At 68.1% G+C, this 16,643-nt stretch carries 16 protein-coding genes; 6 read left to right on the top strand and 10 right to left on the bottom strand.

All coding sequences use genetic code 11. The annotated features are described in order from the left end of the window. Positions 1-21: 21 nt before the first annotated feature. The 4 genes from IP69_RS08990 (at position 22) to IP69_RS08975 (ending at position 5,089) form a co-directional block, all read left to right on the top strand. Positions 22-1,200 carry a fumarylacetoacetate hydrolase family protein gene (locus IP69_RS08990; RefSeq protein ID WP_054142487.1) on the top strand — a complete coding sequence of 393 codons (1,179 nt, stop codon included), beginning with the start codon at positions 22-24 and terminating at the stop codon, positions 1,198-1,200. Continuing rightward, positions 1,197-2,132: a carbohydrate kinase gene (locus IP69_RS08985; RefSeq protein WP_054142486.1), complete on the top strand. Its 936-nt coding sequence runs from the start codon at positions 1,197-1,199 to the stop codon at positions 2,130-2,132. Before IP69_RS08990 ends, IP69_RS08985 begins: the two co-directional genes overlap by 4 nt. A gap of 98 nt (positions 2,133-2,230) precedes the next feature. Continuing rightward, positions 2,231-3,250, top strand: coding sequence for a proline racemase family protein (locus IP69_RS08980; protein WP_054142485.1), 1,020 nt, complete (start codon positions 2,231-2,233; stop codon positions 3,248-3,250). 132 nt (positions 3,251-3,382) lie between these two features. After that, positions 3,383-5,089, top strand: a complete 1,707-nt coding sequence (locus tag IP69_RS08975; RefSeq protein WP_054142484.1) for a hypothetical protein — start codon at positions 3,383-3,385, stop codon at positions 5,087-5,089. 22 nt (positions 5,090-5,111) lie between these two features. On the opposite strand, the gene IP69_RS08970 is transcribed toward IP69_RS08975, so the two are convergent. Together IP69_RS08970 and IP69_RS08965 are read right to left on the bottom strand one after the other, a co-directional pair. Then, positions 5,112-6,008 (bottom strand): methylated-DNA--[protein]-cysteine S-methyltransferase, encoded by an 897-nt coding sequence (locus tag IP69_RS08970; protein ID WP_054142600.1) that lies wholly within the window; start codon positions 6,006-6,008, stop codon positions 5,112-5,114. 177 nt (positions 6,009-6,185) lie between these two features. Next, positions 6,186-6,725 (bottom strand): DUF2244 domain-containing protein, encoded by a 540-nt coding sequence (locus IP69_RS08965; RefSeq protein ID WP_082359170.1) that lies wholly within the window; start codon positions 6,723-6,725, stop codon positions 6,186-6,188. Positions 6,726-6,745: 20 nt separating this feature from the next. Here IP69_RS08965 and nth point away from each other — a divergent pair, with 20 nt between their 5' ends. Further along, on the top strand, positions 6,746-7,459 hold the full coding sequence (gene nth, locus IP69_RS08960) for an endonuclease III (protein ID WP_054142483.1): 714 nt from the start codon (positions 6,746-6,748) through the stop codon (positions 7,457-7,459). Positions 7,460-7,561: 102 nt separating this feature from the next. On the opposite strand, the gene IP69_RS08955 is transcribed toward nth, so the two are convergent. Next, positions 7,562-8,920: an esterase-like activity of phytase family protein gene (locus IP69_RS08955; RefSeq protein WP_054142482.1), complete on the bottom strand. Its 1,359-nt coding sequence runs from the start codon at positions 8,918-8,920 to the stop codon at positions 7,562-7,564. Between the two features lie 195 nt (positions 8,921-9,115). Here IP69_RS08955 and IP69_RS08950 point away from each other — a divergent pair, with 195 nt between their 5' ends. Beyond that, positions 9,116-9,961, top strand: coding sequence for an SDR family NAD(P)-dependent oxidoreductase (locus IP69_RS08950; RefSeq protein ID WP_054142481.1), 846 nt, complete (start codon positions 9,116-9,118; stop codon positions 9,959-9,961). 3 nt (positions 9,962-9,964) lie between these two features. On the opposite strand, the gene IP69_RS08945 is transcribed toward IP69_RS08950, so the two are convergent. The 7 genes from IP69_RS08945 to IP69_RS08915 all read right to left on the bottom strand — a co-directional run bounded on the left by IP69_RS08945 (position 9,965) and on the right by IP69_RS08915 (position 16,528). Then, positions 9,965-10,909: a glyoxylate/hydroxypyruvate reductase A gene (locus IP69_RS08945; RefSeq protein WP_054142480.1), complete on the bottom strand. Its 945-nt coding sequence runs from the start codon at positions 10,907-10,909 to the stop codon at positions 9,965-9,967. Then, positions 10,906-12,234 carry a thymidine phosphorylase gene (deoA, locus tag IP69_RS08940; RefSeq protein WP_054142479.1) on the bottom strand — a complete coding sequence of 443 codons (1,329 nt, stop codon included), beginning with the start codon at positions 12,232-12,234 and terminating at the stop codon, positions 10,906-10,908. The genes IP69_RS08945 and deoA overlap by 4 nt, the downstream gene beginning before the upstream one ends. 1 nt (position 12,235) lies before the next feature. Continuing rightward, positions 12,236-12,994, bottom strand: coding sequence for a deoxyribose-phosphate aldolase (deoC, locus tag IP69_RS08935; protein ID WP_054142478.1), 759 nt, complete (start codon positions 12,992-12,994; stop codon positions 12,236-12,238). 3 nt (positions 12,995-12,997) lie between these two features. Beyond that, positions 12,998-13,810 carry a purine-nucleoside phosphorylase gene (locus tag IP69_RS08930; protein ID WP_054142477.1) on the bottom strand — a complete coding sequence of 271 codons (813 nt, stop codon included), beginning with the start codon at positions 13,808-13,810 and terminating at the stop codon, positions 12,998-13,000. Between the two features lie 56 nt (positions 13,811-13,866). After that, entirely contained in the window at positions 13,867-14,286 is a 420-nt protein-coding gene (locus tag IP69_RS08925; RefSeq protein ID WP_054142476.1) for a cytidine deaminase, read from the bottom strand. A gap of 3 nt (positions 14,287-14,289) precedes the next feature. Further along, complete coding sequence (locus IP69_RS08920; RefSeq protein ID WP_054142475.1) at positions 14,290-15,264, bottom strand: ABC transporter permease; 975 nt, start codon at positions 15,262-15,264, stop codon at positions 14,290-14,292. Positions 15,265-15,427: 163 nt separating this feature from the next. Beyond that, positions 15,428-16,528, bottom strand: a complete 1,101-nt coding sequence (locus IP69_RS08915; protein ID WP_054142474.1) for an ABC transporter permease — start codon at positions 16,526-16,528, stop codon at positions 15,428-15,430. Positions 16,529-16,643 lie beyond the last annotated feature (115 nt).

Raw genomic sequence — 16,643 nt, 5'->3', positions numbered from 1 at the left:
GCCCTCAGACGGATAACAGCCATGCCGAGCCTCACGCTGACGCCAGACCAGACCCTGCCGAAGGACGCGGCCGATGCCGCCCTGCTCGGCCGCGTCTGGCGACCCGATGTCGCGGGTCCCGCGATCGTGACCCTGCGCGACGGCATGCTCATCGACGTCACCCGCACCTTCCCGACCAGCCGCGATCTTTGCGAGACGCCCGATGCGGCGGCTGCGCTGCGCGCGGCCCCCGGCGAGCCGCTGGGCTCGCTCGCGGACATCCTCACCAACACCCCCGCCGACGGTCGCGACGCGGAGAAACCCTGGCTGCTCTCGCCGCTCGATCTGCAGGTGGTCAAGGCGGCCGGCGTCACCTTTGCGGTCTCGATGCTGGAGCGCGTCATCGAGGAGAAGGCGCGCGGCAACCCGGCCGCCGCCGTGACGATCCGCGAGGAAATCGGCAAGCTCATCGGCGACGATCTCTCCAAGCTCAAGCCGGGCTCGCCCGAGGCGATGCATCTCAAGGAGGTGCTGATCGGGCAGGGCGCCTGGAGCCAGTATCTCGAGGTCGGCATCGGCCCCGATGCCGAGATCTTCACCAAGGCGGCGCCGATGTCCTCCGTCGGCACCGGCTTCGACGCCGGCCTGCACCCGTCCTCGACCTGGAACAACCCCGAGCCGGAGATCGTGCTGGTCGTGGCCTCCGACGGCCGCATCGTCGGAGCCACGCTCGGCAACGACGTCAATCTGCGCGATGTCGAGGGCCGCTCCGCGCTCCTGCTCGGCAAGGCCAAGGACAACAACGCCGCCGCCGCGGTCGGCCCGTTCATCCGCCTGTTTGATGCAGGCTTCACGCTCGACCATGTCCGCAACACCACTGTCACGCTGACGGTCGAGGGTGAGGACGGCTTCACCCTGGAGGGCTCGTCCTCGATCGCCAAGATCAGCCGCGACCCCGCCGATCTCGCCAGCCAGATGATCGGACCGCATCACCAATATCCCGACGGCGCGGCGCTCTATCTCGGCACCATGTTCGCGCCGATCAAGGACCGCGACACGGTCGGCGGTGGCTTCACGCATAAATACGGCGACATCGTCACGATCGCCGCGCCCGAGCTCGGCGCCCTGGTCAATCGCATGAAGCGCACCGACGAATGTGAGCCCTGGACCTTCGGCACCTCCCATCTGATGCGGAGCCTGGCGAAGCGCGGCCTGCTGTGAGCACAGCCGACATCCTCGTCGTCGGCGAGGCGATCGGCGACTTCATCCCGCGCGACGCGGACGGCCGGCACTATGAAGCCGTGCTCGGCGGCTCCGGCTTCAATGCCGCGCTGGCACTCGCCCGTTTCGGCGCGAAGCCAACCTATGCCGGCCCGCTCTCCACCGACGCGCTTGGTCGCCGCTTCCGCGCAGCGCTGATGGCCGAAGGCATCGGCATGGCGCTGATCCATGACAGCCCCCTGCCGACGGCCGTCGCGATCGTCTCGCCGCTCGGCCCCGATGGCGTGCCGGAATTCGCGCTGCATCTCGCCGGCACGGCCCATGCCGAGCCGAATGGCACACCCCGCCACATGCCGCCCAGCGCGGTCCATCTCCATGCCGCCTCCTTCGGCGCGACTGTCGGTCCCTCGGGTGAAGCCGTGACCTCTCTCGCCGCGAGCGCCCGCCATCAAGGCGCGACGATCAGCTACGACATCAACATCCGCGCCTCTGTCCTGCCGGAGCGGGATCTTGTCCTGCCCCTGATCGAGGCCCGCATCGGCCAAGTCGACATCGTCAAGGCGAGCCTCGACGACCTCTCCTGGCTATATCCGGGCGAGCCGGCCGATAAGATTGCCCGACGCTGGCACGGTCTTGGCGCCCGTCTCGTCCTCGTCACGCGAGGGCCAGATGGCGCCGTCTGTTACGGCCCGGAGGGCGCTCTTGCTGCCACCGCGCCGCCGGTCGTTGTTGTTGATACGGTCGGCGCGGGCGACACCTTCATCGGCGGCTTCCTCGCCGTGCTGGCCGCGCGCGGCAGGCTTGGGCCGGGCTTGAAGGACGCGACCGGCGAGGATTTGCGAGCCGCGCTGGCCTTCGCCTGCGAAGCTGCAGCCGATAGCTGCACCAGGCCGGGCTGCGATCCGCCGCGCCGGCAAGCCGAACAAGTATGAGCGGATTGTCGTCATTGCGAGCGAAGCGAAGCAATCCAGGGGACTGCGCGAGACGCTGGATTGCTTCGCTGCGCTCGCAATGACGTTGGAGAAGACAGATGCGCCTGAGCTATCTCGACTATCACACCTGCGGCGAGCCGGTTCGCATCGTCACATCAGGCTATCCCGAGCTCAAGGGCGCGACGATCCTCGACAAGCGCCGCGACGCGCGCGAGAACCACGATCATCTGCGCCGCGCGATGATGCTGGAGCCGCGCGGCCATGCCGGCATGTATGGCGTGATCCCGGTCACGGCCTCCCATCCTGACGCCGCCTTCGGCGTTCTGTTCACCCATAACGAGGGCTACTCGACCATGTGTGGCCACGCGACCATCGCGCTGGGCCGTTATGCGGTCGAGCATGGTCTGGTGCCGGCGGTCGAGCCGGTGACGCGTTTCGCCATCGAGGCGCCCTGCGGCCTGCTGTGGCTGGAATGTACGCTCCATGACGGCAAGGTCGAAAGCGTCGTCTTCGAAAGCGTGCCGGCCTTCGTCTTCGCCCGCGATCTCGTCGTCGAGGTGCCGGCCTTCGGCGCGATCACCACCGACATCGCCTATGGCGGCGCCTTCTACTGCATCCTGCCGGCCTCCCGCTTCGGGCTCGATCTGTTCGACACGCCCGTCGCGGCACTGACCGAAGCGGCCGCCGCCCTCACCGACAAGGTCCGCGCGACGCTTTCGATCACGCATCCAACCGAGCCTGATCTGAGCTTCCTCTATGGCACGATCATCACGGACGAGGCTCAGCCCGGCGAGACGAGCTTCAATCTCTGCATCTTTGCCGAGCGCCAGATCGACCGCTCGCCGACCGGCTCCGGCGTCACCGCGCGGATGGCGCTGGACCATGCCAAGGGGCTCGTCGCGACGGGGGAGACGCGGCGTTTCCGCAGCATCACGGGCGGCAGCTTCACCGGCCGCGTGCTGGGCGGCGCGGATGGCCGCGCGCCAGGCGCGGTCACCATCGCTGTGGGCGGGACGGGCTATTTCGCGGGCGAGGGCACCTTCGCCATCGAGGCCGACGACCCGCTGCGCCATGGCTTTATGCTGCCCGGACGCTTTGCCGAGATCGCGCGCGGTTAACCCCACCCGGAAACCAGTTTCAGCGATTCGTCTGGACGACGCCGCGAAATCCCAGCTTTTCGAGGATCGGCGCAGGCTTGGGGTAACGATTACCCCGCAAGGTCGCGCGCATCATCGGGCGGTGGAGGCGGCATGTCGGTTGGAAATCTCGGTGCGCCGCTTGCCGCATCGCAGCGGCCTTCCGCCCGGCTCACCCAACTCATCGGCACGCCCGCTTTCTGGGTCGTGGCCTTTGCGCTCGTGGCCGCTGCGGCGCTGAGCCTGCCGCTTCGCCTGCCGCTCGGACCCAACGCCTGGGACACGACCGTTTATCTCGACGCCGTCCAGCGCATCCGCATGGGTCAGGTCCCGAGCCTCGATTTCTTCGCCCCGGTCGGTCCGCTCGGCTATTACGGCGCGGCGCTGCTGGATGCGCTCTTCCCGCGTGCCCAGCCGATGCTGCTGGTGAACTGGGCGCTGCTGCCCGTGCTGCTGCCGGTCGCGGCCATCATCTGCGGCTCCGTTTCGGCAAAGTCGCGCCCTTTGGCGCTGGCGCTGTTGCTGCCGTTCCTGCTGTTCGCTTCGTTGCCGATCAACCTGCATAGCCTCTACCCGATGCCCGGTTTTGACGGCTACGGGCATTACAATCGCCATGTCGCCCTGCTGCTCTATCTGCTGATCGCGACGCTGCTGTTCATGCAGGATCGCCGCCTGACGACCGGGCTGGTAGCGGCGCTGATGCTGACGCTGGTGCTGGTCAAGATCACCGGCGCCGTGACTGGCGCGCTTCTGGTCGGCTACGCCATCCTCGCCGGCCGCCTGCGCCTGCGCGATGCGGTTGTCGCCGCTGGGCTGGTCCTCGCCGCGCTCGGCGCGCTCGATCTCGCGACCGGGCTGGTGCGCGCCTATATCGCCGACATCCTGGCACTGCTGGCGCTCAACACCGGCGCGCTGCTGCCGCGCTTCCTCACCGTCGCCTCGGTCAAGTTCAACGTCGTCGGGCCTTGCCTGCTCCTGCTCGGCGCGCTGGCGCTGGCGTCCTGGCGCGAGGGCCTGACATTTTCGCTCGCTGGCCTGCGCAAGCTGCTGGCCTCGAATCTCGGCTGGCTGGCGGCGGCGCTCATGGCGCTGACCTTCTTCGAGACGCAGAACACCGGCTCGCTCGAATATATCGGGCTGTGGCCGATCCTGCTGCTCATCCTGCTCGACTGGCGCGGGCGGCAAGATACCTTGAAGCCGGCGGTGCTGGTGCTCGCGCTCGCTGTCGCGCTGCCGAGCGCGGTGATCTTCGTCGAGCGCAGCGCCCGCGCCATGCTGGGCACGGTCGGCCATGTCGCGCTCGACGCACCTGAACTCGGCCCGCTCGGTCGCGTCAGCCTGAAAGCCGACATGGCCGCGCGCGCCGCCGGGATGCTGGAGCACTACGCGACACAGCAGGAAAGCTATCGCGATCTCGCGCGGCGTGATCTCCCACCCTCCTACATCCTCTATTCCGAGATCGACTATCAGGCGACCTGGCTGCTTGAGGTCCGCCAAGGCGTCGACGCCATTCGCGCCTGGGAAGTCGCCCATGGCCGCAGGCTCAACGGCTTCCTGACGCTCGACTTCGTCGACCCCTTCAATCGCCTGCTCGACCGGACGCCGCCGCGCCATGTCCCGATCGGCATGGATCCCGGACGCAGCACGCCGGCGCTGGAACCCGACACCCTCGCGGAACTGGCTCAGACGGACGCGATCCTCGCGCCGAAATGCCCTCCAACCGCAGCGCGCGACTCCATCCGCCAGCATTTCGAGGACGCTTTGCGCGGACGAAAGCTGGTCGCGCTCTCGCCCTGTTGGGACATGTACCTGAAGGATTGAGCCGAAAAACGAAACGGGCGGCTCAGCCGGCCGCGATCTGCCCGGCCTCCCAGCCGAGGATGGCGCGCTTGCGCGTCAGGCCCCAGTGATAGCCGGTCAGCGCGCCGGATTTGCCGATGACACGGTGGCAGGGCACGACGAAGGAGATCGGGTTCCGGCCGACCGCCATGCCGACCGCGCGCGCGGCTGTCGGCTTGCCGATCCGGCAGGCCACGTCGCCATAGGTCGTGGCCCGACCGACCGGAATCCGCAGCAGTGTCTCCCAGACCCGGACCTCGAAATCCGTGCCGATCAGCACGACGCGCAGCGGCGTCTCGGCTGCCCAGGCCTTGGGATCGAAGATGCGCCCCGCATAGGGCGCGGTCGCCTGCGGGTCGAAGCGATAGTCCGCATGGGGCCAGCGCCGCATCATGTCGGCCAGCGCCTCCGCCCGCCCACCGACGACCTTGCCGCCGTCGAGCTTGTCCGACACCCAGCCGAGCCCGGCGAGTCCGCGCTCCGTCGTGACGACCAGCGCCTCGCCGAACGGGGAGGCGTGGAAGCCATAGGAGAGCACAAGCCCGCCGCCGCCAGCCTTCCATTCGCCGGGCGACATCGCCTCATGCGTCACGAAGAGATCGTGCAGCCGGCCTGGCCCCGATAATCCGACCTCCAGCGCGGTGTCGAGCACGCTGACGGATGCGCCGAGCAAACCCTTGGCGTGGTCGAGCGTGATCGCCTGCAGGAAGGCCTTCGGCGTCAGCCCGCACCAGCGCCGGAACAGGTGGTGGACATCGGTCGGCGTCGCCCCGGCCGCTTCCGCGATCGCCTCGATCGTCGGCTGCGCGCGCCAGTTCTCGGTGATGAAAGCGAGGATGCGCCGCACCGTGTCGTAATCGGAGCCCGGCGCGACAGACGGAAAATCCGCCTCGGTCGGCATGGCCTCGACGGCGCGGGCCAGCACGGCATTGGAAAAACGGGTCGGCGTCATCACGCCGAGCTTCTGGATATGAGCGGTCATCGCCGTCACCTTCGCATCATCGATCATGAGGCGAAACTAGGGAGCGCGGCCTGCCGACTCCACCCGAAAGCTGGCAAGCTCATGCGGTCCCGCGCTTTACGCCGTCCCGTGATCTGGCCCGCGCCGCGCCTTCGCCAGCGCGGTACCGAGCGCGTCGGCGAAGCCTTCGCGCTCGGCCGGCGACAAGGCCGCGGCAACCGCCACGCTGCGTCCGCGCGAAACGAGACTGAGCCGCAGCAGCCCGTAATCCTCGTCGTCCTGCCGCTCCAGCTTCGTCCAGGCCGGGTTCGAGCGCCAGACGGCCTCCTGCCCCTGATGCGAGACCTTCCGCAGTTGGACCTCCAGCGGAGTCACGACGATGCGCTCGAAGGCCCGTGCATGACGGAAGTTCACCTGGAAGGCGATAAAGAGCGCAACCACATCCAGCCCCATGAAGCCAGCCACGGGCCAGGCGCCGAGCACCATGAACGGGATCGAGGAGGCAATGGCTGCAAGGCAGACCAGCGTCATCACGATGCGGAAGGCATTGCGGTCCAGCGAGCGATGCGGCGTGATCGTGGCGTCGAAGACCGGCCGCTCGGCGCGAGCCGGAGCGTCGTCTTCCGGCTCCGTCGAAACGCGCTTGCCGAGGTCCATGTGCCGACTATAACGCCCCCATGACGCAAGAAAACAGGGCCAAGCCTGGGCCAAAGCGCCGCGCCCCTGCGCCCAAGCCGATCACGAAACCGCGTGCGCGCAGCGCCGCCGGCGTCCGCGAGATCTTCACCCGCTTCGAGGCCGCCAATCCCGAGCCCAAGGGCGAGCTCGACTACGTCAACGCCTTCACCTTGCTGGTGGCCGTCGTGCTCTCGGCCCAGGCGACGGATGTCGGCGTCAACAAGGCGACGCGCAAACTCTTCGAGATCGCCGATACGCCGCAAAAGATGCTCGCGCTCGGCGAAGAGGTCGTGCGCGAGCATGTCCGCACGATCGGCCTGTTCCGCACCAAGGCGAAGAATGTCATCGCGCTCTGCGAGAAGCTGATCGCCGAATTCGGCGGCGAGGTGCCGACGACCCGCGCCGAGCTGGAAAGCCTGCCGGGCGTCGGCCGCAAGACCGCCAATGTCGTGCTCAACATCGCCTTCGGCGAGATCACCCACGCCGTCGACACCCATGTCTTCCGCGTCGGCAACCGCCTGCGCATCGCGCCGGGCAGGAACGTGCTTGAGGTCGAACTGGGCCTGGAAAAGGCCGTGCCGGCCGCGTTCGGCCGCCACGCGCATCATTGGCTCATCCTGCACGGCCGCTACACCTGCAAGGCGCTGAGACCGGAATGCGGGCGCTGCATCCAGAACGATCTCTGCGATTCGCCAGACAAGCGAATCAGTTAAATCGAGCCGTCAGGGTCGGGCTTGACCCGACCATCTCGGAAACCAGGGCGATCGTTATGAGATGCTCGGGTCAAGCCCGAGCATCTCGAGTGTCCGTCGTCCTCACTTCGCGTCGAGCAACTCCTTCACCGACAGCAGAACGAGCTCGTTGTCATCGGCCTTCTTCGGGTCGCGTGAGGAGGAGAAGGGCAGGTTGTTGTCGTTGCCGACGACGATGACGCCGTTGGCGCGATCGACGACGTCGACATTCTCGATGGTGAAGAAGGGGAAGGGCAGCACGCCGTCGATGGCGCCCTGGACGGCCTTCTTGTCCGGGTCGGCGATCTTCATCAGATCGATGAAGCCGATCTTGCGGACCGACTTGCCGACATTGGCGTCGGTCATCTCGATCTTCACGATCCGCTTGAACTTGGCGAGGTCGTGGAAGCAGTCCGGGCCTCGTTGTCCGGTGGCGCAGGCGCGGTCGGCGGTGCCCTCGCCGTTGTCGCGCTCGATGATCAGCGCCGTCGTCGCATCGATCATGTTGAAGTCGCCGATGGCGAGGCCCTTCTGCTCCAGCGGGAAGAACCAGGAGCGCCCGGTCCATTTTTCAGCCGCGACGTCGAATTCGAGGATGCGCAGGACTTCCTTGCCGTCGACCTCCTCATTGCCCTTGGTTTCGGCGTTCCAGAGCGGGCCTTCCAGCAACGGATACAAGAAGCGCCCGTCCGGCGACTGCGCCATGCCCTCATAGCCCTTGGAGCGGCGGACATTGAACGCGACCGGCAGGTTGGGGGCCGCCGGCGTGGTGACGGCAAAATGGTCGGGCGAGCGTGCGGGCTTGCCATCGACCATGGTCTCGAACACGGCCTCGACCTTGCCGGTGGCGTCGACGCGCATCAGATAGGGGCCGAACTCCTCACCGATCCAGAACTTGCCTCCGATCGGCTGGATCGACTCGGGATCGAAATCCGCGCCGGTGAGGTAGCGCTTCTCGGTGCCTTCATTGGCGATGCGGAACGGCACCTTCTTATCGGGGTCGTGCAGGAAGGTGGTGGCGGTCCGCTCGATCTTGCCGCCGGCGAAATCGGCCTTGATGCGGTGGAAGAACAGCATCGCGTCGGGCGAATTGGCCTTGGAGCCGAAGCCGTTATCGGTCAGCACCAGGAATTCGCCATTGCCGAGCGAGCGGATGCCCGAAAAGCCCTGCACCGGCTGACCCTGGAACGGTGTGGAGAGCCCGGTCGGGCGGCCGCCCGACAGACCCATCACGCTGCCGATCGCCTCATTGCGCTTGCCGGGCGCGACGAACTTGCCGGAGACCTTGAGATCGGCCGGTGCATCGGCGGGGGCCGCGACCATGGTGTTGGCCGGCAACAGGGCATGGCCCAGCAGCTTGGCCGGAAATTCCTTCGGCGCATCCTGAGCGCCGGCGAGGATGGTGGAGGACAGCAGCAGGGCTGCGATCAGGGAAAGGCGCATGGGAGGCTCCGGGTTGGCAGGTTGCGCGCATCTGCGCCGTCCCGAATTGCAGGGCCAAGACGGATCGGTAACGATCGGATGAAGCCGCGTCCGACCGCTCCCAAGCCAGCGACGGGGCCCTGCCTTGCTCATGCCCCCGTCGGGTGGCAACCAGACCTCCTGACGCGATGGCGCGCTCTGAAAGGTCCAAGCCCGATGACAGCGATCGAAGCCCTCGCCCCCGGCCATGTCGCGCTGGTCACGGGCGCCGCCTCCGGCATCGGGCTGGCGGCCGCCCGTGCCTTCTCGCGTCAGGGCCTGAAGCTCGTCCTGGTCGATCGCGACGCGGCCGCGCTCGAGCAGGCAGCGGGAGACCTCGGCGAGTCCGGGGCCGAGGTGTTGATCCGGCCGCTCGACGTCGCCGACCGCGCCGCGCTGGAGGCTTTGCGCGACGAGGTGATGGGCCGCTTCGGGGCCGTTCATGTTGTAATGAACAATGCCGGCATTCAGCCGGGCAGTGCGGTCTTCTCGCCCTGGGAGGACTGGCAGCGCATTCTGGCGGTCAATCTCTGGGGCGTGATCCATGGCTGCCAGGTCTTTGCGCCGGCCATGATCGAAGCAGGCCAGCCCGGCCTGATCATCAACACCGGCTCAAAGCAGGGCATCACGACGCCGCCAGGAGACCCGGCCTACAACGTCTCCAAGACGGCGGTGAAAACCTTCACCGAGGCGCTGCAACATGAATTGCGTGGACGGGAAGGCTCTCGGATCAGCGCCCATCTGCTGATCCCCGGCTTCGTCTTCACCGGCCTGACGGCGCGGGGCCGCACCGAGAAGCCCGCCGGCGCCTGGACGCCGGAGCAGACGGTCGCCTTCATGCTGGAGCGGCTGGAGCAGGGCGATTTCTACATCCTGTGCCCCGATGCCGACACGCCGCGCGAACTCGACGAGAAGCGCATGGCCTGGGCGATGGGCGACATCATCGAGAACCGGCCACCTTTGTCGCGCTGGCACCCCGATCATGCCGAGGCGTTCAAGGCCTATGTCTCCCGCGAGACTTGAGGCTCAGTAGCCCCGCGCCGGATCGACGACATGCTCCAGCGGCTCGCCCGCCTCTAGCCGGCGGATCTGGGCCGCGATCAGCGTCGCGATCGCTTCGGGCTCCGACATCGCCGCGTTGTGGGGCGTGACCGTCACGGCCGGGTGAGTCCAGAGCGGGGACTCCGTTGGCAGCGGCTCAGTCTCGAACACGTCGAGCGTCGCCCCCTCCAGCGTGCCGGCCTCCAGCGCGGCCAGAATGTCGGCCTCGACCTGAAGTCCGCCGCGGCCGGCATTGATCAGGAAGGGCCCGCCGAGCCGGCCATCCTGCGCGAGACCGGCGAGCAGCGTGGCGTTGATCGTCCCGCGCGTCTCCGGCGTCAGCGGCAGCAGGCTCACCAGAATGTCGGTGCGGGCGAGGAAGGTCGTCATGCCCTCTGAGCCGGCGAAGGTCGAAAGCCCTTCGATCGTCTTGGGCGAACGGCTCCAGCCGGCGACATCGAAGCCCATCACCTGGAGCTTGCGGGCCGCATCGAGGCCGAGTTCGCCCAGCCCCATGATGCCGACGCGCACCGAGCGCGCGGCCGGCTGGTTGCGGTCGTCCTCCCAGCTCTTCTCGGTCTGCTGGCGGTCGTAGCGCGGCTGCTGGCGCAGATAGCGCAGGCAGTGCAGCACGACATATTCGCTCATCCGCGTCGTCAGGTCTGGATCGACGACGCGGGCGATCGGCACCTCGGGCAGGCGGGTATCGGCGAAGAGATGGTCGACGCCGGCGCCCAGCGAAAACACGGCCGCCAGGTTCGGCAGACCCGCGAGGCTGCCCTCGGGATGCTTCCAGCTCGCGACGTAATGCACCGAGCGCCGGTCGAAGGGCTCTCCGAGCGTCACGATCGGCATCTCCGGCAGCAGCGCCTGGAAGCGTGCGCGCCAATCCTCGACATGCCAGCCGGTCATTGCCAGAAGCAGGCTCATGCGTGCGATCTCTCCGTGATGCGGTCCGCGATCAGGCGGCCGCGCTGCGGCGTACCCTCTCCCAGGCGATAGGCATCGCGCAAGCGTGCCTCCGCTTTGGCGAAACCGGCCTCGTCGCGGGCATGGACGATGCCGAGCGGATGATCGGGTCCGACAGCGTCGCCCAGTTCCGCCAGTGCGACGATGCCGACGGCGTGGTCGATCGCATCCTGCGGCCGCGTTCGTCCGCCGCCGAGCGCCACGACGGCCTGGCCGACGCCGCGCGTATCGATGGCCTGGACCGTGCCGGGCGCAGCGGCAAAGACCGGCCTGGCGATCGGCGCGGCGGCGAGATGGTTCCCGGGCTGCTCCAACAGGTCGGCCGGCCCGCCCAGCGCCACGACCATGCGCGTGAAGCGCTCGGCCGCCGCCCCACTGGCGAAGGCCGCTTCGATCTTCGCCCTGGCCTCGTCGATATCGGCCGCGAGCCGTCCCAGCAGCAGCATCTCGGCGCCGAGCGTGACCGTAACCTCGTGGAAGCGCGGCTCGCGCCGCTGACCCGTCAGGTGATCGATGGCGTAGGCGACTTCCAGGGCGTTGCCGGCGGCGCTCGCCAGCGGCTCGTCCATGTCGGTCATCAGCGCCGTGGTCGGTAGCCCAGCGCCATTGGCGACGTCGACCAACGCATCGGCCAGCGCACGCGCCTTCGCATAGTCCGGCAGGAAGGCGCCCGAACCGTATTTCACATCCATCACCAAGCCGTGCAGCCCGGCCGCGAGCTTTTTCGACAGGATCGAGGAGGTGATCAGCGGAATCGTCTCCACCGTCGCGGTGACGTCGCGGATCGCGTAGAGCCTCTTGTCGGCCGGCGCCAGATCGGCCGTCTGGCCGATGATGGCGCAGCCCTGCTCGCGAACCACCTTGCGGAAGAGGTCGTTGTCCGGCTGCGTCACATAGCCGGGCACAGCGTCGAGCTTGTCGAGCGTACCGCCGGTGTGGCCGAGGCCGCGCCCCGAAATCATCGGCACATAGCCGCCGCAGGCCGCGACCGCAGCCGCCAGCGGCAGGCTCACCGTATCGCCGACGCCGCCGGTCGAATGCTTGTCGAGCGCCGGGCCGGGCAGATCGTCCCAGTTCAGCACCGTGCCGGAATCGCGCATGGAAAGCGTCAGCGCGACGCGCTCCTTGACGGTCATGTCGCGGAAGAAGATCGCCATGGCGAAGGCGGCGGCCTGTCCCTCGCTGACCGTGCCGTCGGCGATGCCGGCGACGATCTGGCGGATGTCGGCCTCGGGCAGTTCAGTGCCGTCGCGCTTGGCCGCGATGATTTCCTGCGTCAGTTTCATCTCAATAAGGTCCGCTTGCGCGTCCCGCCGCCCCGCCCGCGATCACATCGACCAGCACCTGATGCAGCCCGCTCGCGCCGAAACGGAAGGCCTCCGGCTTTGCCCAGCCCGGGCCCATGATCTCGTCGGCTAGCGCGAGATAGGCTGCCGCGTCGGCGAGCGTGCGGATGCCGCCCGAAGGCTTCAGCCCGACCGGCCGCCCCGCGGCTGCAATCACCTCCAGCATCGTACGGGCTGCCGCCAGGCTGGCTGAGTTGGCCGTCTTGCCGGTCGAGGTTTTGATGAAATCCGCCCCGGCCGCGATGGCGAGTTCGGAAGCGGCCCGCACCCGGTCGAGATCGGGATACTCCCCGGTTTCGAGGATGACCTTGAGGGTCTTGCCGCCGCAGGCCTCCCTGACGGCGCGAACCATGGCATCGGCCGCCGCGTCATCGCCGACCAGGAAAGCCCGCCAGGGCAGGACGAGGTCGATCTCGTCGGCCCCCGCGCCGAGTGCGGCCTGCGTCTCGTCCGTGACTGCGACGACATCCGTGCCGCCGGCCGGAAAATTGGCCACCGTGGCGATGCGCATGGACCAGGTGCCGAGCGCTTCTTTGGCCGCGCTGATGAAGCGCGGCCAGATGCAGATCGCGGCGACGGGCGCCGGTCCGCCGACGGCACGCTGGCACAGCGCCTGCACGCTGGCCGTGCTGGAATCCTCCGCCAGATCGGTGAGATCGAGCAGCGCCAACGCCCGTTTTGCGATCGCCACGTCCGACATGGCCTAGAGCTCCGACAGGAAGGCGCGAAGGAGCCGGCGCAGCCCGGTCGTCGCGCCTGTGGCAACGTCTCGCGTCTCGCTGTGGCTCGGCGTGCCGCCGAGCAGGCCGGCGCCCATATTGGTGATGACCGAGATGGCGGCGACGCGGATGCCGAAGCGTCGCGCCAGAATCACCTCCGGAACCGTCGACATGCCGACCAGATCGGCGCCCAGCAGCTTGGCCATTTTGATCTCGGCCGGCGTCTCGAAGCTCGGGCCCGAGAACCACATATAGACACCCTCGCCGAGATGCGCGCCGGAACTCGCCGCTGCACGCGTCAAGCGTCCGCGCAGGTTCACGTCATAGGCATCGACCATCGGCACGAATCGACCGTCGCCGATGTCGCCGATGAGGGGATTTGGACCGTTCAGGTTGATATGGTCGGTTATCAAGGCGAGCCCGCCGGGTCTCAGGTCGGGCTTCAGCGAGCCGGCGGCGTTGGTCAGGATCAGCGGCGGCGAGCCAAACGCGGCCAGCATGCCGATCGGCACGCGCATCACGGCCGGATTGCCGCTTTCGTAGTAGTGCGCCCGCCCCTCGAAAATCAGCACCTTTTTGCCATGCAGGGTGCCGTAGCTCAGTTGCTTGGCATGGCCGGAGACGACGCCTTCGGGAAATCCCGGAATCTCGGCGAAAGGGATCGTGACCCTGTCCAGCATCTCCTCTGCGATCCGGCCAAGCCCCGTGCCGAGCACGATCGCGCAATCGATCACGCCATCGACACCGCGGTCGATCAAGGTCGATGCCGCGTTGTCGAATACTGGATCGGCCGCCATGGCTTGTCTCCCGGTCGCGCAATCACCCGCCCCGGCAGGAGGTCCGGAAAAGCAAATCACCGGCGCAAATTGTCTGGTCCGAAGGATGCTGGCAACAGGCCGTCCAACGAAAAGCGCTGCCTGATGCCGTCCGGTCCAGCGATCGCGACGGCTAAGTCCGGGCTGGCGAACTCGCGGATGCGCTGGCGGCAGGCGCCGCAGGGCGTGACCAGCGCCTCGCCATCGCCGACCACGAGAATGGCCATGATACGACGGCCGCCGCCCGCGATCATGGCCGAGATCGCGCCTTGTTCGGCGCAGCTTCCCGAAGGATAGGCCGCGTTCTCGACATTGCAGCCGGGATAGACGACGCCGTCGTCGCCGAGGATCGCGGCACCGACGCGAAAGCGCGAATAGGGGGCGTAGGCGAAGGTCTGCACCCGCGCGGCGGCCGCAAACAGCGCCTCGAAATCGATCGCCTCGGTGCTTCCGGCCATGGCTCAGCGCTCCTTCACATATGGCAGGCCGGCGGCCTTGGGCGGCGTCGATTTGCCGATGAAGCCCGCGAGCAGGATCACCGTCATCAGATAAGGCAGCGCCTGGATCGCCTGCACCGGCACCTGCCCGATGCCGGGCAGCGCCACGCCCTGCAGTCGGATCGCCACCGCGTCCAGCCCGCCGAACAGAAGGCAGGCCCACAGCGTCGGCCAGGGCCGCCAATTGGCGAAGATCACGGCGGCCAGCGCGATGAAGCCCTTGCCGGCGGTCATATGCGGCAGGAAACCGGCCGATTGCGAAACGGCGAGATAGGTCCCGCCCAACCCGCACAGCACGCCGCAGATGATGACGGCGCTGTAGCGCAGACCGGCGACCGAAATACCGGCGGTGTCGACCGCCGCCGGATTTTCGCCGACTGCGCGCAGGCGCAGGCCGAAGCGCGTGCGCTTCAGCACGAGCGCCGTCAGCACCAGGGCGAGCACGGCAAGATAGGCCGGCGCGGAATGGCCCGAGATCACCTCGTCATAGACTAGGCCGAGCCCCGGAAGATGGGTGCGCAGCGTCGCGGCGAAGGGCAGGGTGATCTCGCCGAAGCGCGCTGCGCCTTCGAGCGTCGGCGTGCGCCCGCCCTGGCCGAACCAGGCGTTGCCGACGACCACGGTCAGCCCCGCCGCCAGCATGTTGATGGCGACGCCGGAGACGATCTGGTTGCCGCGCCAGGTGATCGCGGCGAAGCCGTGGACCAGCGACAGCATCACCGAGGCGAGGATGCCCGCGCCGAGCCCGGCCCAGGCCGAACCGCTCTGCGCGGCGATGACCGCCGAGGCGAAGGCGGCGATCAGCATCTTGCCCTCGAGCCCGATATCGACGACGCCCGCTCGCTCCGACCAGAGGCCGGCCATCGCGGCGCAGAGCAGCGGCACGGACAGCCGGATCGCGGAATCGAGGATGACGGAGAGGGTGGCGAGCGCGTCCATGGTCAGCGGCCCCTCCCTGTCATTCCGGGGCGCACCGAAGGTGCGAACCCGGAACCCACGACGGGGTAAAAACGCTTGAAGCCATTGCAGCCGGGCTCACCCGGTCGTGGGTTCCGGGTTCGGCCCTGCGGGCCGCCCCGGAATGACAGGAGGGGGCGTATCATCACCTTGCCCGCCCGATCCGCAGAACGCTCGCCACCACCTGGCGGAACAGCCCGTCGAGCGCACCCGCGAACAGGATGATCACCCCGCCGATCACCACGACCATGTCGCGGGTGATGCTCGGTTTATCGAAGGAGAGCTCCGCTCCACCCTGGTAGAGCACGCCGAAGAGCAGCGCGGCGAGCCCGACGCCGACCGGATGGCCACGCCCCATCAGCGCCACGGCGATGCCGACGAAACCGTAGCCGGCGGAGAAATCCAGCAGCAGACGATGCTGCACGCCCATCACCTCGTTGACCGCAAGCCCGCCCGCCAACGCCCCCGAGATCGCCATGGCCACCATCGTGATGCGCGCCGGCGAGATGCCGGCATAGGTCGCGGCCCTCGGGTTGGCCCCGACGGTGCGGATCGCATAGCCCAGCCGCGAGCGGAAGATCAGCGCCCAGACCGCGACGAGGGCGGCGAGCGCCAGCAGGAAGGCTGTATTCAGCGGCGTCGACGGCAGCTTGATGCCGAGCGGCGCGAGCAGCCGGTGCATCGGGGTCAGTATAGCATGCGAGGCGAACTCGGCGGTTTCCGGCTGCATCGAGCCGGGCTTCCCGATGATCTCGACGAGGAGATACACGGTCAGGATCGCGGCCAGGAAATTGAACATGATCGTGGTGATGACGACATGGCTGCCGCGGGTCGCCTGCAGCCAGCCGGGGATGAGCCCGTAGAGCGCCCCACCACCGGCCGCCGCCAGCACCGCCAGCGGCACCAGCAGGAAACCCGGCAGCGGCGCGAGCCAGAGGCAGGCCAGCGCCGCGAAGATGCCGGCGATCGTCGCCTGCCCCTCGCCGCCGATATTGAACAGCCCCGCATGGAAGGCGACGGCGACCGCGAGCCCCGTGAAGATGAAGTTCGTGGTGTAGTAGAGCGTGAAGCTGATGCCCTCGGCCGAGCCCAGCGCGCCGCGCAGCAGCAGCGCGGTCGCCTCCAGCGGGCTCTCGCCAATGCCCAGCACGACGAGGCCTGCGATGACGAGCGCGGCCGAGACCGACACCAGCGGCACGAGCGCGTTATCGGCCCAGCGCGGCAGTTCGATGGGCGCGGCGGTCACCGTGCCCGCTCGCAGGAAAAGGCGCGAGGAACCCCTCTCCCGTATGGGAGAGGGGCAGGGGTGAGGGCCGGACGCTGCAGAATGAAATAGCGGCAGGGGCCCCCCCCCCCCCCCC

Source organism: Allobosea sp. AAP35, assembly GCF_001295925.1.
Taxonomy (GTDB): Bacteria; Pseudomonadota; Alphaproteobacteria; order Rhizobiales; family Beijerinckiaceae; genus Allobosea.
This window is presented reverse-complemented; position numbering and strand designations above follow the sequence as displayed.

Coding starts and splice junctions, on each gene's coding strand:
- IP69_RS08990 (WP_054142487.1), top strand. CDS start 22: ATGCCGAGCCTCACGCTGACGCCAGACCAGACCCTGCCGAAGGACGCG.
- IP69_RS08980 (WP_054142485.1), top strand. CDS start 2,231: ATGCGCCTGAGCTATCTCGACTATCACACCTGCGGCGAGCCGGTTCGC.
- IP69_RS08975 (WP_054142484.1), top strand. CDS start 3,383: ATGTCGGTTGGAAATCTCGGTGCGCCGCTTGCCGCATCGCAGCGGCCT.
- IP69_RS08970 (WP_054142600.1), bottom strand. CDS start 6,008: ATGCCGACCGAGGCGGATTTTCCGTCTGTCGCGCCGGGCTCCGATTAC.
- IP69_RS08965 (WP_082359170.1), bottom strand. CDS start 6,725: ATGGACCTCGGCAAGCGCGTTTCGACGGAGCCGGAAGACGACGCTCCG.
- nth (WP_054142483.1), top strand. CDS start 6,746: ATGACGCAAGAAAACAGGGCCAAGCCTGGGCCAAAGCGCCGCGCCCCT.
- IP69_RS08955 (WP_054142482.1), bottom strand. CDS start 8,920: ATGCGCCTTTCCCTGATCGCAGCCCTGCTGCTGTCCTCCACCATCCTC.
- IP69_RS08950 (WP_054142481.1), top strand. CDS start 9,116: ATGACAGCGATCGAAGCCCTCGCCCCCGGCCATGTCGCGCTGGTCACG.
- IP69_RS08945 (WP_054142480.1), bottom strand. CDS start 10,909: ATGAGCCTGCTTCTGGCAATGACCGGCTGGCATGTCGAGGATTGGCGC.
- deoA (WP_054142479.1), bottom strand. CDS start 12,234: ATGAAACTGACGCAGGAAATCATCGCGGCCAAGCGCGACGGCACTGAA.
- deoC (WP_054142478.1), bottom strand. CDS start 12,994: ATGTCGGACGTGGCGATCGCAAAACGGGCGTTGGCGCTGCTCGATCTC.
- IP69_RS08930 (WP_054142477.1), bottom strand. CDS start 13,810: ATGGCGGCCGATCCAGTATTCGACAACGCGGCATCGACCTTGATCGAC.
- IP69_RS08925 (WP_054142476.1), bottom strand. CDS start 14,286: ATGGCCGGAAGCACCGAGGCGATCGATTTCGAGGCGCTGTTTGCGGCC.
- IP69_RS08920 (WP_054142475.1), bottom strand. CDS start 15,264: ATGGACGCGCTCGCCACCCTCTCCGTCATCCTCGATTCCGCGATCCGG.